General features: G+C 53.6%; 14 protein-coding genes. 3 read left to right on the top strand and 11 right to left on the bottom strand.

Annotated features, from left to right (window positions below):
• Positions 1-38: 38 nt before the first annotated feature.
• From HW115_RS11460 to HW115_RS11450, 3 genes are all read right to left on the bottom strand, one after another.
• Positions 39-1,613, bottom strand: a complete 1,575-nt coding sequence (locus HW115_RS11460; protein WP_178933013.1) for a LamG-like jellyroll fold domain-containing protein — start codon at positions 1,611-1,613, stop codon at positions 39-41.
• 3 nt (positions 1,614-1,616) lie between these two features.
• Positions 1,617-2,180, bottom strand: a complete 564-nt coding sequence (locus HW115_RS11455) for a sigma-70 family RNA polymerase sigma factor (protein ID WP_178933011.1) — start codon at positions 2,178-2,180, stop codon at positions 1,617-1,619.
• 350 nt (positions 2,181-2,530) lie between these two features.
• The gene (locus HW115_RS11450; RefSeq protein WP_178933009.1) at positions 2,531-3,457 is read right to left on the bottom strand and encodes a hypothetical protein; all 927 of its coding nucleotides are present in this window, start codon (positions 3,455-3,457) and stop codon (positions 2,531-2,533) included.
• A gap of 218 nt (positions 3,458-3,675) precedes the next feature.
• On the opposite strand from HW115_RS11450, the gene HW115_RS11445 reads away from it, so the two are divergent.
• Both HW115_RS11445 and HW115_RS11440 read left to right on the top strand, forming a co-directional pair.
• A complete protein-coding gene (locus tag HW115_RS11445) occupies positions 3,676-4,203 on the top strand; it encodes a gamma carbonic anhydrase family protein (protein WP_178933007.1) in 528 nt (175 codons plus the stop codon).
• A gap of 42 nt (positions 4,204-4,245) precedes the next feature.
• Entirely contained in the window at positions 4,246-4,692 is a 447-nt protein-coding gene (locus tag HW115_RS11440) for a bifunctional nuclease family protein (protein ID WP_178933005.1), read from the top strand.
• 138 nt (positions 4,693-4,830) lie between these two features.
• Here HW115_RS11440 and HW115_RS11435 read toward each other — a convergent pair whose 3' ends face one another.
• Positions 4,831-6,159, bottom strand: coding sequence for a CCA tRNA nucleotidyltransferase (locus HW115_RS11435; protein WP_178933003.1), 1,329 nt, complete (start codon positions 6,157-6,159; stop codon positions 4,831-4,833).
• Between the two features lie 359 nt (positions 6,160-6,518).
• On the opposite strand from HW115_RS11435, the gene HW115_RS11430 reads away from it, so the two are divergent.
• The gene (locus HW115_RS11430) at positions 6,519-7,667 is read left to right on the top strand and encodes a prepilin peptidase (RefSeq protein ID WP_178933001.1); all 1,149 of its coding nucleotides are present in this window, start codon (positions 6,519-6,521) and stop codon (positions 7,665-7,667) included.
• A 194-nt stretch (positions 7,668-7,861) separates the two neighbouring features.
• Here HW115_RS11430 and HW115_RS11425 read toward each other — a convergent pair whose 3' ends face one another.
• The 7 genes from HW115_RS11425 to trpB form a co-directional block, all read right to left on the bottom strand.
• A complete protein-coding gene (locus HW115_RS11425) occupies positions 7,862-8,524 on the bottom strand; it encodes a PEP-CTERM sorting domain-containing protein (RefSeq protein WP_178932999.1) in 663 nt (220 codons plus the stop codon).
• 50 nt (positions 8,525-8,574) lie between these two features.
• Positions 8,575-9,615, bottom strand: a complete 1,041-nt coding sequence (locus HW115_RS11420; protein ID WP_178932997.1) for a TIGR02597 family protein — start codon at positions 9,613-9,615, stop codon at positions 8,575-8,577.
• 189 nt (positions 9,616-9,804) lie between these two features.
• A complete protein-coding gene (argB, locus tag HW115_RS11415) occupies positions 9,805-10,686 on the bottom strand; it encodes an acetylglutamate kinase (RefSeq protein WP_178932995.1) in 882 nt (293 codons plus the stop codon).
• Between the two features lie 176 nt (positions 10,687-10,862).
• Positions 10,863-12,242, bottom strand: coding sequence for a hypothetical protein (locus HW115_RS11410; protein WP_178932993.1), 1,380 nt, complete (start codon positions 12,240-12,242; stop codon positions 10,863-10,865).
• A gap of 69 nt (positions 12,243-12,311) precedes the next feature.
• Positions 12,312-13,283, bottom strand: coding sequence for a phosphotransferase (locus HW115_RS11405; protein ID WP_178932991.1), 972 nt, complete (start codon positions 13,281-13,283; stop codon positions 12,312-12,314).
• Positions 13,284-13,330: 47 nt separating this feature from the next.
• The gene (locus HW115_RS11400) at positions 13,331-14,266 is read right to left on the bottom strand and encodes a sugar phosphate nucleotidyltransferase (RefSeq protein WP_178932989.1); all 936 of its coding nucleotides are present in this window, start codon (positions 14,264-14,266) and stop codon (positions 13,331-13,333) included.
• Positions 14,241-15,455: a tryptophan synthase subunit beta gene (trpB, locus tag HW115_RS11395; RefSeq protein WP_178932987.1), complete on the bottom strand. Its 1,215-nt coding sequence runs from the start codon at positions 15,453-15,455 to the stop codon at positions 14,241-14,243. Before trpB ends, HW115_RS11400 begins: the two co-directional genes overlap by 26 nt.
• Positions 15,456-15,503 lie beyond the last annotated feature (48 nt).

Raw genomic sequence — 15,503 nt, 5'->3', positions numbered from 1 at the left:
CCTGTTGGGTGAAGGTCTCGTTGTTTTTTGACGGCGTATTAGAATTTGTTATACAGCATGAGCGATTGGATTTCCTGTTGGTTGAGTGCCCCTTTGATCAGATAGACCTCATCCAGGCAGCCGAAAAAGCTGTCCGGATTGGTGGCATCCAAGTGGAGCCGGGAGCCAATGACGACGGGAGAACTTTGACCTCCGATGTCGGTATCAGGAGGGCCTTGGGTTGCTGGGATATTGGTCTGTTCCAGTTCACCGTTGATGTAAAGTTGCGGATGGTTCTCCGTGGTGTTGCCGGCTTTGGACTCCCACACACATGCGACGTGATACCATTGGTCGGTATCGAGTGGGGTGTTGCCACGGTAGAAGCCCGCACCGGTCAGCGCGAGGTGGTTCGTTCCCCCTTGGTTATTGTCGGTGATGCAAAGCTGCCATCGTTTTTTTGAGTTTTTGTCCAGAGTTCGGTTGCCCCAGCCTAGGATAGTCCGGCGGCCACGCGAGGGTGTGTGTTTCGCTTCGATTTTGATCCATGCGGCGATGGTTCGTGATTCACTACCGCTGATGCCGGGGTGGGAGGTGATGAGTTCGTTTTTGTAATGGTTCAGGCGCACGGCTTGGCCAAAGCTCCCCTCGGTGGTTGGTTGTTTGGTCGATGGATTTCGCGTTCTGGCGGTTGCCAGATCGAGGTCCATCATGATGCCCTCTGCGGGGAAGCCTCCTGCTACTTGGTGATCAAATGACCAATGCAGATGGGGTAATGTCCTTGGAAGCTCGCGTTCAAATGTCGAAAACCGAGGGGTGATTTGTTTGAGTCTTCCGACAGGGTCCGTTCGTCTTGCTTGGTTAGCGGATAAGTGTTCCGTGATTTTTCTGAGTCCCTTACTGTGGACCCGCACCTGGCCTTTGATAACATGCACCTCATCGTGGCGGTTTTTTCCTGATGAGATGCCAAATTCAGTGCCAAGGTCGACCACTTGGAACTCCTTGGTGTGGACTGTGAACCCCTTGGCTGCTTTCGGAACGTGAAACCATGCAATGCCTTCTGGCATCGAGACGGTGTTTTCGTTTTGTAAGACAATCTCGGCCGGGGCGAGAATGACGGCCCGGACACCCGAGCCCATGGATAGCTCAACTGACCCTTGGCTGAGTGAGAGCTGTGAGCCATGAACCAAATGCCCGGCTTGGTGATCCGAGCCGTCAGGGTGGCTGAGTTGATATCTGGTTCCGGAGCTTGTCCGGAATGCGTGCTGCGGTGCCGTTGTTTCCTCTACTAAAAAGGCCCGCATCAGGCTGAGTCCGCCAACAACGATGACCAGTGAAGCTACCATAGCTAAAAGGACGTGTTGTTTTTTCTGTTTTTGTAGCCAATCCTCAACATGCGTGATGGCATTGCTGGATTCGTTGCCGTGCGGAAGGGGAATGGTTCTATGGGTTTGGCGCATGGCCCAGCGGTGCAGGGCACTGTGGAGCTGCATCTCTTCAAGGTACCAAGTTCTGGCTGCTTTGTCGTTTCTCAGGATGTCTTCGAGTTGAGCCATCCCGGCGGCATCCAGCGAACCGTGGATCCTTTTTTGGATCAGTCGCTTGAGCATTGGGTTGTTCTTTCGACGGGATGGCATGACTTACTTTAAGGCTCGTGCGACGGCGATTTTTGATTGGATGCACCTTTTGAGAATTTGGCGTATCAGATACAGGTGTTGGGCTAAGGACCTTTGGGAGCGCCTGAACTTTCGAGCCATTTCCTCGAGGCCTAATTCTTCCTGATAGTGGTTCTCGAGCAGATCTTGTTGTTTCTGAGTGAGTGATAAAATACACTGCTCAAGGAAAATCTCCTTGTGTGAGGGGGCGTAGGCGTGGGTGTTGTTACTTTCCTCGGTTAGTTGCAGCATGATATCCTCACTGAAGAGGAGACGGTCTCTTGACTGGTCGCGAGTCGCCGCTCTGACCTGGTTCCAGGCGATGGTCCGTGCCCAAGGTAAAAAAGGTTTACGGGGGTCGTATTCGCAGGCTTTACGCCACAAGACGAGATTGGTTTCCTGAAGAATATCATCGGTCAGGAAAAGGTCTCCGCTCAAAGCAAAGATATAGTCGTGCAGGAGGGGCTGATTTTTGGAAATCAATCCAATGATCAGCTCCTCATTCGAGGTGCCCGGTGTTCTCTCGGAAATTTCTGAGTCTGTTTTCAAGCCTGCAATGAAGATCTTTTCTATAGTAATTACCGAGCTTGCTCATATGGTCACATCACTTTTTATCAAAAAACGATATTTTTATAGAACCCTGAGCCCACCAGAGTGTTGCCCCCCTCGGGGCAGCTGAGCCGGTTGGATTGAACAAGCCGAGAATCATCTTTGGGAACAGGGACAACGGATTTAGATTCCAGCTTTTCTTAAAACCTCGATGCCGGCATGGCCTCCATCCCCGAGAGGCTCCATGCAAAGGTATGTCATCGATCTGACGGTCCAATAGCTATGAGGCCGGATCTGACGTTTATGAACCGATTGAGTCGTCGGTTTTTGTGCCTTGCTGCCCGTCTGGCTCAGCATAAACGGATCATGTCTTTAATGAACTGGCGCCAGAGGAAAAAGAGACCTTTCAGGCTGTAGCGAAAATGGCCGTCACCAGTAAGGGTGATGATGCCGCTTTTCAGGTTGTGATCGATTTGATTGCGAAGTTCGTTTTCGATTTCCTGTTCTAACATGTCAGGGTCGGGGATGCTGATGTCGTCATCGATGAACCCTTGGCGATGAATGAAGGTGTGGTGGTCACGGAGCAGCTTGATGGCGCATTCGTTCGAGCAACTGACTTGGTTCCAATGCACTCTGGGCGCGGATTTGAGTGTGGGGGAAAAGGGGAAATTGGTGGTGCGCCATACGCCGTCGGTGATATCGCGCGAGGTGATGGTCAAGTAGGTGAACGTGACATTGGATTGTTCACAGAGGCAGAGTGTGGCAACGGATTTGGTCTCGGCGTTCCAGAACAGCTGATAAAGCTGTTCCATGCCTCCCAGATTCCACCCGCAGTCTTTGATGTGTTCGTAGCCGGCTTTTTCGAGTGTCCGGATATGGGTTGAGGCATTGGGGAAGATGTCCAGGTTGGTGAAAAAAGATTCTTCCAGATGGTTGTCCAGAGGCATGCGCATGGTGCGGATCCGCGTCAGCAGTTCGACCCATGGGAGTAGAAACCAGGCAGCGGCAGCTGTGACCCCGGCCCAGATGTTGTCGGTTAAAAAATAAAAGCAGAGGCCCGAGGCGATGAGCATGACGACAGCTCCGAGTTTGCGCAGGATCTTGGTCCTGCATGAACGCAGGGCAAAGCCGAAGACGACAATGGCGACGATGATGAGAAATTGCTGCATAGTAGGGTGGTTGGGCAGCACCGGGTGCCGGAAGCAGGAGTCGTGTTGATCTGAGGATCTGGCCTGAAACAGGCCGGTGTATTGGGAGATCCTTGATTTGTTTGACATGGAGATGCCCGGAGGGGCACGGCATATGCCACGGTGGCGATGCGGTGGGAAAATCCTGAGATTGGGGGAGATGGATTCAGAGATGTTCCCAAACGCTCACCTTATGGGATACGCTTGTCCTGCTACATGTGGTTCCTTGGAGCTGGCGTGGCGAAATATGGCACTTAGTTTGCCAGATTGCAACTTGTGAATCGGGTGGCTGCCGCTATATTTTGGCCATGGCAATTGAGACCTTTGACGGCATTTCGCCGGAAATTCATGACAGCGCATTTATTGCGGGCAGTGCCGATGTGATTGGCCGTGTGACGATAGGAGAGGAAGCGAGCATTTGGTATCAGGCAACCTTGCGTGGGGATATCAATGACATCGTGATTGGACCGAGGTCGAATGTGCAGGATAATGCCTGCGTGCACCTGGCGGATGACTATGGAGCGTATGTGGGAGAGTTGGTGACGATTGGTCACTCAGCGATTGTGCATGCTTGTACGATCAAGGATGAGGTGTTGGTCGGCATGGGTGCCTGTATCCTGGACGGTGCTGTGATTGGCGAGAGGTCCATCATTGGAGCCAATGCACTGGTGACGGGAGGGACTGTGATTCCTCCTGGGTCCTTGGTTCTGGGAAGTCCCGCCAAAGTGGTAAAAACCTTGGATAAAAAGGATCAGGCACAGGTGAAATACTGGGCCGAAAAATACGTCAAAAATGCCCGCAAGTTTATGGCCCGACCGAATGGTGGCAGGGCTTAGGGAAAGGTGGCCGAAGTCAAAAGATTGTGCTAGACTCCGGGCATGAAAAATCATGTCCGAGTTGAGCCTGTTGCCTTGATGCCCACCCCGGCCGGATGTGCGGTCTTTCTCGGGGACGGTGAAAAGGTGATTGTTTTTTACATCGAGCCTGCGATCGGCGCTTCGATTAATGCGGTGATGTCCGGGGTAAAACCGCCGCGGCCGCTGACCCACGATTTATTTTCCCAGGTGCTGGAGGCTTTTGGCAGCCGGGTGGACCATGCAACCATTGTCAAAGTTGACGGTGAGGTGTTTTATGCTCGCTTGTTTCTGGTCGCAGAAAATGAAGTGATGGAGCGGAAGGTGGTTGAGATCGATGCCCGGCCGAGCGATTGTCTGGCATTGGCCGTAAGGCAGGATGCCCCGATCTACGTGGTTCAGCACGTATGGGACGAGCTGCGTGATATGACGGATGTATTGCGCGACCTTCGGGAAAAAGGAGATGCGTAGCGGAGGTAGAGCAATGATTTCATTCTCCCGGTTATTTTATCGGAATGGATAAAATGGTTGAGAGTTTGATGTGGATGCGAGTCAGCGTGGCTGACGGGAATGAAATACCATCACACCGACAAACTAGCCCCTCAAATGCTATGAGTAATGAGGCATGAGGGATTTGCGGGTCCATTCGAGTGCTTGTTCTCGGTCATGCAGTCGGCCTTCGAGTTGCTCGGTTTGAATGCTTGCGAGAATTTCTTTGAAATGGGGACCCGGCGTGAGCCCTAGATCGATGAGGTCCTTGCCCGTGACTAGAGGCGTTGGAATCAGGGGTTCGGCGGCGAATTCCTCTTCCTTGAGTCTGAGAAAATCATAATTATCGGTCAGGCCGTTGCTGCTGGCACAATCCACCCGGTGCAGTTCCATTTCATCTTCAAAGGTTGTGCGTGCCATGAAGCGCTTGACCTTGGCGGTGCGCATTTTTTGCACATTCATGAAGTTCATATGGTTTGCGACCATCGCTTGCACGGCTTCAATCGTTTGGTTTGAGCATTTCAGCCTGCGAAGGATGGATTCACTCATTTCGGCTCCCACTCGGTCGTGGCCGTTGAAGCGAATCCGGTCTTCTGCTGGATCGTAGCTGTAAGTCGCCGGCTTGCCGATGTCATGCAGCACCACGGCAAGTGCCAGCGCTTCGGATGGTTCTTGCTTGAGCATGTCGAGCATGATCCGGGTGTGTTGGTAGACATCGCCTTCGGGGTGCCATTGGGGTGGTTGCTCGCAGCCGATGAGATCGTAGACTTCAGGGATGATGTGGTGCATCAGTCCACTCTGGGTCAGTAGCTCAAAGCCTCTCGCCCGGGAGGGGGCCAGGAGGATGCGAACGAACTCTTCACGGATGCGTTCTTTGCTGATTTGGCCGAGGAGCTCGGCGTGATCATGGATCGCTTGCCAGGTGGAGGGCTCGATTTCGAAGTTCAGGACGGTGGCAAAGCGGATGGCTCGCATCAGGCGCAGAGCATCTTCTTGGAAGCGTTGGCTTGGCTCACCGATGGCTCGCAGGGTTTTGGTTTTTAAGTCGTTCTGGCCGCCTACGTAGTCGATGATGCGACCGCTCAGGGGGTCCTGAAACAGCCCGTTTACGGTGAAATCCCGGCGTTGGGCGTCTTCTTCCGGCGTGGAAAAAGTGACGGAATCAGGGTGCCGTCCGTCGGTGTAGGATCCGTCGTGCCTGAAGCTCGCAATTTCAAAGAAATACTCAGCTTCTTTAACCAGAATGACGCCAAAGTGGGCACCAATCGCATTGGACTTGGGGAAGAGTGCCTGCACTTCATCGGGCGTGGCCGAGGTTGCCAAGTCATAGTCTTTGGGTGTTTTTTCAAGGAGGGCGTCACGGACACATCCCCCGGCGAAGTAGGTGGTATGGCCGTCGTCGATCAGGCGACGGGCGATGCGGTGGGCGGCAGTTTGGAGTTCGGACACGGTAAGGAGGTTATTAAGTTGGAAGATGGAAGTTTCAAGATGGAAGTTTTAAGGAGGGAGGGATGAAGACTAGAAGATAGAAGACTTGAAGACTAGAAGACTAGAAGACTAGAAGACTAGAAGACTAGAAGACTAGAAGACTAGAAGACTTGAAGACTTGAAGACTTGAAGACTTGAAGACTTGAAGACTTGAAGACTTGAAGACAGAGGACAGAGGACAGAGGACAGAGGACAGAGGACAGAGGACAGAGGACAGAGGACAGAGGACAGAGGACAGAGGACAGAGGACAGAGGACAGAGGACAGAAAAAATTCGTTCGATTCGCTCGATTCGTGCTTCATCTTGAAGTAGCCTGCGGCATGCCGAGATTTTTTGATGCGATGCATGCTGTGAACTGGCAGCATCCTCTGTTTGTGGTATCTGCTTTTCTGGTGGGTTCTTGTGTGGGGTCATTTTTGAATGTTGCGATTTACCGACTCCCGCGCGGGTTATCCGTCAATCAGCCGAAGCGCTCGTTTTGCCCTCAATGTGAAAAGGAGATCCCTTGGTATCGGAACATTCCGCTACTGACCTGGTTATTGCAAGGCGGCAAGTGTGCCGAGTGTGCTTGTCGGATTCCCTTTCGCTATTTTCTCGTGGAGCTGCTGACCGCTTGTTTGTTTTTATTGATGTGGGTGGCCTTTCCCGCATCTCCAGCGCTTGCCTTGTTCTACATGGCGTTGATGGCCTTGCTGGTGGTGGTTGTTTTTGTTGATGCTGAGTTGATGGTGATTCCACTTTCCGTGACCTGGTTGGGGACTGGTCTGGGGTTGTTGGCCGGCGTTTTGATTCAAGAGCATCTGCGGGCTACGTCCTGGAGTGAAGGCTTGTGGATGTCTGTGCTGGGGTTTTTAGCAGGTTTCGGGGGCTTGTATGCGGTGGTGATTCTTGGAAAGCTCGCCTTTGGTAAGAAGAACATGCGCTTTGATGAACCGGTCGAGTGGATGCTGCGTGAGCCCGATGAGGAGGTTGAAGGTGATGACACCTATCAGGAGCTATGTTTTGTGATCGATGGCGAGGCTCACGGCTGGTCGTATTTATTTTTCCGAGACAGTGACCGCCTGATCATTGAGGGAAGTGGGTTCCGGGTGGATGGGAAAAAGATCAAGGCCAAGGAGTTGGTCATCAAGGGGGACCGGATTGAGGTCAAAGGGAAAACCTTGATGATTGAGGAATTAAAGTCGCTGTCCGGCAAAGCTCGCCAAGTGACGATTCCTCGTGAAGCGATGGGCATGGGGGATGTGTATCTGATGGGGATGCTCGGTGCTTGCCTCGGATGGCAGTCGGTCCTGTTTACCGTATTTGCCGCCTGCCTGTTCAGCATTGTCCTCGCCATTTTGGGGCGGATGGGATTTGGCAGTCGTCTGCCGTTTGGCCCCAGCCTTGCCTTTGGTGCTGTGTGCTGGATGTTCTGGGGGTGGCAGACATGGGATTGGTACTTTGGGCTGCTGGCTTTGCCACCCGCATAATGGCTGGCTTTAAAGGCTCCATGGCAACAATGGCAGTGGTCCCCTTGGGCAAACCGCTGATGGTGTGGTGCCGACTGCGGATTGAGGCCAATCCGCCCTACCGCTTGTGCTGTATCTGGCTATTGCATGAAACAAAAAAAACGGACGCCGCAGATGCGCCGTCCGTTTGGTGAAAATGGATTGTCAATAGATGCTTACCGACGGCGCCTGAATACCAGGCCAAGGGCTCCCAGTCCGAGCAAGGTGAAGCTTGCCGGTTCAGGCACGGCCACGATGGTGGTTTTGAATGCGTTGGCTCCACCGTCCTGCCACATCAAGGTTCCTTGCGAAGCTCCAGATATATCAAGGGCAGTCGTTGACCCTTGATCAGAGAGGGGTGTAAATGTCCACCCTGATCGGGTTACTGTATTGTAGTGATTTGAGCTTGGGTCATTTCCGTTATAGAAGCGGATTGCAAGTTGAGTATCAGCCGATGGGAGGCCTACATCTTTGCCTGTTTCACTGTCAAACGTGACCGTTGTTGAATAGAGTCCGTCAGGAATCGGAGTGCTGCCTGTTTGGGCATCAAAATCGCCGATGTTGAGAGTGAGGGATGCATTGGCCGAATCTAAGCCGGCGATGGGCATCCAATCGCCGGTAAAGGCACTTGTGCTGATCGAAAAATAGCCCAATTGAAAAACTGTGCCGTTTCCATTTTCAGTGTTCGGAGTTCCAGAATCCAAGGCTACTCCAAATTGATCTTTAAATTCATTACCGGTTTGGTTGTTGATTAACCAGTAAGACGCTGATGCTGCGTGCAGATGAGTATATGTACTTAGCAGGGTGATTGCAAAAAGAGATGTCGTCGGGATCTTCATCAGATTGTAATGGAGTGACTATTGCTTTGTTAAATATCAATCAGCATACACTAGTTCGGAGTGTATGGCATGGGGTGTGTATGGCCTGCGTTTTCCGCGGAGGCCTCTGTTTTTCTGTAGATGAACATCGCTGAGTCAGCCGCAATAGCTTCATCGTTAGCATTTCCTCCAAAGGAGGTAGCGGGGGATTGCCAAGAAGATCCGTTATGCCAGTAGGTAGTCCATGAATTTGAGGTGTTGTTCCAAATGTATATGATATCAGCATCAGTTGGGGAGCTGGCCGAGGTCCAACCTTCATGATTGTGTATATTTGTTTGAACGAGAGTGGTTCCTACAGGATACCGAGTACTGATAAAAGTGAGACCGTTTCCAGGAATTGTGCTGATTTGGGGTTTGATTGGCACGCTTCCATTGATTGTGATCGTAACATCAGTAGTCGTTTTTCTCATTACCAGTAAGCCTTCATCCGGAAAAATTACTGTATCGTTAGCATCTCCTCCGAAGGAAGTGGCAGGTGATTGCCATGAAGAACCATTGTGAAAGTAGGTGATCCATGCAGAACCATCCCAAGCATACACATTATCAGCATCCGTGGGTGAGCTTGCAGTTGCAAATGGAACTGCATCTGTTCCGAAGAGTGAGCCGAGAGTCCACGCTTTCACAATCCGGAACGTTGGGGTGGCGGTGTAGCGGGCAGTGAGGTCGAAGGTGGTGGAGAGGGTGAGTTGGCCGGTGCTTTCATCCATGGAGGTGATGAGGTAGGCTTCCTCGGCACCGGCTGCATTTTCGATGTAGCAGAGATGGGCTTCTGTGGTCCATTGGTCGGCGGTCCAGGTGGTGACGCCGGTTTCGAGTGTTTGCACATTGGCTCCAAAGCTGCCGATGGCCGTTGCCGATCCCTGGTGGGAGATGCTGTTGCGCAGGGTGGCGGAGATGGCTGTCAGTTTGGAAGCTCCTTCTGACGGTGCCGCATCAATGGTGATTTTGACGACTCCGACCGGGTCGGTCGTGGTTTGTGCCTGTAGGGAAGTTCCCAAGGACAAGGGAAGGATAAGAGAAGTGAGAACCCTGAGTTTGAGCGCGCGTTTCATGGTCTGAAGGGTGAAGAAAAAGTGGCTAAGAACGTCGAGATAAACGACTTTCGTCTGTCTTCAAAGCGGCGGCATCATAAGCATGTGCGGGACTCTGACAATCCGAAAATGAGACAATTTAAACGTATGTTTTTTATAAAAATACACACGTGGCTGCGTCGCTATGATGCGGCAATGGTTTTGCTCGGATCAAGTTCCGGTGATCTCGGTGCCGATTCCCGATTGGGTGAAGATTTCGAGTAAAAGGGAGTGGGGCATACGGCCGTCGATGAAGTGCACTTTGCCGACTCCGGCGTGGATGGCATCGAGGGCGGATTGGATTTTTGGCAGCATTCCTCCGGAGATAGTGCCGTCGGCCATGAGGTGTTTGGCGCCCTCCGGGTTGATGGATGGGATGAGGGAACTTTCATCGCTGGGGTCGCTGAGAATGCCGGGGACATCGGAAAGGTAGACGAGCTTGGTAGCCCGAAGTTGTTTGGCGAGGGCGGCTGCGGCGAGGTCGGCGTTGACGTTGAGGGGTTTGCCGGTGCCTAGCTCGGATGCCAGCGGGGAGATGACCGGGACGATTTCGGCGTCCAGAGCTTCCTGCATTTTTTCCAATTGGCAGCCGACGGCCTGGCCGACGCGACCGATATCGACGGATTGTCCGCTGTCGTTTTTCGCTTGGATGCGCTCACCGAGAAAGACGTCGGTTCCCGGGACTCCGGCGGCTTTGCCACCGAAATGTCTGATCATTTCGACCAATCCTGGGTTGATGGTGTGGGAGAGTGTTTGTTCGACGATTTCGATGGCTTCGGGGGTTGTGACCCGGAAGCCTCCGATGAATTCGGCCTTCAGTCCGGATTTGGCCATGGCTGCGGAGATCGCCTTGCCTCCTCCGTGAACGACCACCGGGTTGATGCCGGCAACTTCAAGAAACACGATGTCGCGCATGACTTTTTTGACCAATTCCGGGTCATCCATGGCGGATCCTCCCATTTTGATCAGAAAGGTATGTCCACGAAAGGATTGCAGGTAGGGAAGGGCCTCAATGAGGGTGGACGCTTTGTGGATGGTGGTATCGAGAGACATGGGAAGATGGAGGATGGAAGTCAGGAAGTCAGGAAGTCAGGAAGTCGGTGAGTCGGTGAGTCGGTGAGTCGGTGAGTCGGTGAGTCGGTGAGTCGGTGAGTCGGTGAGTCGGCTATGAGCGATGGGGGGCTTTCCGGGTTTTTGTGTTCGGCGTTGTTGTGCGTAAAGTGGTCGCCTTACTCTGTGGTTTCTGTTTTTTTAATCTGGCTTGAGGTCAGCCAGGCGGTCAGGAGGGCGGTCAGGGGTGCCGAGAGGCCGAACCATTGGTGGCGGGTTTCTACCAGAATGAGGACAGCGATCATAAGCAGAGCGATGGTCAGTGTAAATGCCAAGTGCCGGTAATATGGGGACAGCGTGAGATATCGACAGAGGATGAGGCTAAGACCGACGATCAGGGCGAGTTCAAGGCTGAAGGGGAGTCGTTGGTAGCAGGTGTCCTCACCGGGGGTCGGTAGGGTTTCACAGAGAATGGGGAGTTGGGCCAGATGTTCCTCATCGTAGAGGTTGATCTGGGAAGCAATCGCTCCTTTGGCCATGATCAGGACCATTGCGGAGGCGGTGCTTTGTTCTAACTTATTTGAACCTTGGTCTTTTTCCCGGGTGGTGATGAGCTCGTGGGCAATGGTGGCGGGGGCAGGTTTTCTTCCGAGTGCGCTGCTGCCTGGATCCGGTGCCGGGGTTTGTCCGTATTCGTCGATGGGAATATGGGGGCCGTCATGGCCTAGAATAATACGCTTGCCGCAATCGATGTGGAGCTCTTCCGGGGGGACGTTGTGTGCTTGCATGATGGCGAGCAGGGCGAGCGAGGGAATTAAGCCGTCTTGGCTCCAATGGGCCAGGAGCGGGGTGGTGTCGGATGAGGAGGGAGAGCTTTCAATCCGGTTGAATCCGCCCAGCGTGTGAGGGCCTCCCTGCACTTGGCTTGGTAGGGGCACTTGATTGACCATGGGGATCAACTGATGGTTGCCAGAGACTTGGGCGTAGGGGATTAATGAGCGTTTGAGCGGTTCCGGGATGGTTTGGTCCTGAGCACCTCGGGTGACCGGGAAACCAATGGCTGATTGCTCAAAGAGTGCGAGCTTGGTGTTCAGGGCATGGATCGACAGCAGGTTTTCGTCAAAGCCCTCGAGCCCATCATCCTTAGCATCCTCATAGTCTTGTTCTCGATCCCAGCTCATGTGGGTGGCCAGTAACACATGGCGATACCCACGATCATGCAAGTGTTCGAGCATAACAGCGTAATCGAGCGGAGATGGTGGAGACGATTCGAAAATGCGTTCCGGGTCGTCCGTGATCAGCAGCCGCTGGATAGGTTTGCTTTGTTCCGGGTGGATTCCGAGTGCACGCACGCTAATGCTTCGCTCGTCCGGATGGTAATCCGTCACCCGGGTGCTGGCGGAAAAAATAGCCTTGATGCAACGGGCGTCCAGTGAGTTGAGGGCGTTGCTCGGGCCGGATGAAAAAGGAGCAAAATAGGCAATCAGGAGCATCGCCGTGCCCATGCCCATAGTAATCAGGGCAATAATGAATCGGGCTGTGACGGTGCTCAGTTTCATGGTGTAGGCGAGTATCCACCGGGCGCAGGATACTCAGTGACCTGGAGATCTGCGAAGTTTACCCGAAAATCAGGCGAAGTGCTCGGCGACGGCCTCAATGACGGGGCTGAGCGCTTCCTCGACATCCGAACCTGCGACCACATCGGCGAGAATCTTGGCGGCAACAGGGATCTGCTGGAGATACCATTCCTGATGCGGTTGACGTCCGATTTTGGCAAAAGCCCCCATGGCTTGCATCAGCCGTTGGGTGGCGCATTTTTGCAAGATTGGGGCGATGGGTTCTTCTTCGGAGACTTCCTCCCAGAGATCGAGGAGTTTTTGTTGATCCTCTTTGCTGTGGTTCATGTAGGGATCGTAGATCAATGATGCGAGATCGTATTCCTGACGGCCGCGGCGCATCCCCTGGAAATCGATGAGCCAGGCTTTTCCGTCTTTGGCGATGATGTTTTGGGATTGGAAGTCCCGGTGGACGAGGTTGCGCGAGGACGCTCCGAGATCTTTGGCCATTTGGGCAAGAGCCGGGTGTTCGGAAAGCTCGTCGACGATGGCCGGGTTCATGTCGAGCAATTCGTCGGCAAGTTGGTCAAAGAAGTATTCTTGTTCCCAGCGGTAGAGATCGGTGTCGAACTCCGGTTGGAATTCAAGGTCCTTGGGGGGACGAGTGTAGAAAAGTTTGTCAAGCTGCTCGAGGGCAGAGCGGTAGATGGGTTCGCGAACCTCCCATGGTTCCTCTTTCATGCTGAGCAGATCATGGTCTCCGAGGTCTTCGATCAGGGCGACCCTGCGTCCTGGGTTGTCATAAATCACTTCCGGCACATTGAACTTGGCTCCGCGTAGAAATTCAGACACCGGCAGGTAGTTGGCATTGTCTTTGCGCTCCATGGTGTAGTGGATACCGATGTAGGTCGGGAACCCCTCGGGGTGCAGGCGGACGATGGTGCGCCCTGATGCTCCTTTGGTGATGGGTTCGATCACGCAGGTGTGGGTGGGGCTCAGATCGAGGTGGGTTCGGATCGCAGTGAGTAGGGTGTCTGTGGGCATGGGGAGCGCAGTGTTAATGGCTTGGTTTTATGTGTCAAGCAGTTGATTTAGTGGCAAAGAATGGAGTCGCTTGCCGAGCGTTCAGAGGGGACGTGCACCCCGGGCCAGACGATGCAGTTTTGGAGTCGGGCATGGGCCCCGATTTTGGCTCCGGGGCCGATAATGCAGCTGTCGATTGTTGCGTCGGGGTGGATGATGGCTTCCGGATGGATCGGGTCGGGATGGGTATTCCGGAGTTTTTGATGGACGGCCCGGTATGCCTCCGGGGTTCCGATATCACACCAGTCGCCCTCATCGAGCACGACGGCTCCGAGTTGCTGTCGCTGGATGAGTTCGATAAAGGCAGGCACAATCGAGACGACTTCACCTTCTGGAATGAGATCGAGAATCCCGGGGTTGATGCAGTAGATGCCGGTGAACTGGTGAGTTCCTGGGGTGGTCGCGAGCAGGTTGCGCATATCGGTCACCTGTTCACCGGAGATGTTGACGTTGCAGTTGTCCCCTGACGATCGGAGGGCGAGTGTGGCCAGGTTGTTGGATTGCTCATGCTGCCGGATCAATCTGCGGATATCGATATCGGTGAGGATGTCGCCATTGTAAACGAGGATGGGGTCGGAGCCGATGAAGTGGGTAATGTTGCGTAGTCCGCCTCCGGTATCCAAGAGCGTGGGTTCGTGGAAAAATTGGAGCGATGAGCCGTTGAAGGAATCCTCCGGGTAGGTCTCGTGCCATTTTTCCGGAAGGTGGTGGGTATTAATGGCAAAGTGATCGATGCCGGCGTTCTGGCAATGCCGAAGGGCGTGGTTTGCCATCGGTTCGTGCCAGATAGGAACCAAAGGTTTAGGGCAAACCTCGGTGAGGGGGCGGAGCCGGGTTCCTAGTCCGGCTCCCAGAATAAAGGCTTTGTTGATCACGGGGTGAGAGTCCCGAAGCCGGGGCTCCGAGTCAAGAGTTGAGCTACCCAATCCCGTAGTCTTTGCCATATTGATCAACGACAAAGTCGATGTCCTTGTCTCCGCGGCCTGAGAGGTTGACCAGAATGATGCTGCCCGGGTTGTTTTGAGCCACCACGGTGGCATGGGCGACGGCATGGGAGGACTCAATGGCCGGGATCAGGCCTTCGGTGCGAGAGAGTTCAAAGAAGGCGTCGATCGCTTGCTGGTCGCTTGCCGTTGCGTATTGCACGCGTCCGATGTCTTTGAGATAGCTGTGTTGGGGGCCGACCGACGGGTAGTCGAGACCACTGGCAACCGAGTAAACCGCAGAAGGCTCACCACCTTCGTCTTGGAGCATGTAGGATTTAAACCCATGCATCACTCCGGGAGTTCCCTTGCTGATGGTGGCTGCATGTTTTCCGGTAACTTCTATGTCGGTTCCTGCGGGCTCCACGCCGTGCATGGCAACCGATTCATCATCGAGGAAAGCGGAAAAGAGGCCCATGGCATTAGACCCTCCGCCGACGCAAGCCACCAGATGGTCGGGAAGCTTTCCGGTCATGGTCTGGATTTGTTGGCGTGCTTCGTTGCCGACGACGGATTGGAAATCGCGGACCATTTTGGGGAACGGGTGGGGGCCGACAACCGAGCCGATGGCGTAGAATTGGTTGACGGGGTCGGTGAGGTAAGCCTCAAACGCTGCATCCACGGCTTCCTTCAAGGTTTTGAGGCCGTGGGTTACCGGGACAACCTTGGCTCCGAGGATATGCATGCGCACGACATTCGGGTGCTCTTTGGCAATGTCGACTTCACCCATGTAGATATCGCATTCCATGCCGACGAGGGCAGCCGCCGTGGCCAGGGCAACACCGTGTTGTCCAGCTCCGGTTTCTGCGATCAGTTTGGTTTTACCCATCTTTTTTGCCAGCAGGGCTTCGCCGAGGCAGTGGTTGATTTTGTGGGCTCCGGTGTGGTTGAGGTCTTCCCGCTTGAGGTAAATTTGCGCACCGTGTTTGGCGGAGAGGTTTTTGGCATGAAAAATCGGGCTTGGCCGGCCGACGTAGTGTTGATAGAGGTCGTTGAGTTCCTCGAGGAATGATTCCTCTTGCACGATGGCATCGTAGGCGTCCGAGATCTCAGCCATGATTGATTCCAGCTGGGGGGGGATGAAACTGCCGCCATATTCTCCAAAGTATCCTTTGTTGTCCGGGAGATTGTGAGTGAATGAGTTTTTCATGATTCACCGGAAGTAAAGACAAGGAATCCGAATTTGAAAACCTAGAAG

This window comes from Oceaniferula marina, assembly GCF_013391475.1.
Lineage (GTDB): Bacteria > Verrucomicrobiota > Verrucomicrobiia > Verrucomicrobiales > Akkermansiaceae > Oceaniferula > Oceaniferula marina.
The sequence above is the reverse complement of the archived record's forward strand: the minus strand, read 5'-3'. Positions and strand labels throughout refer to the sequence as shown.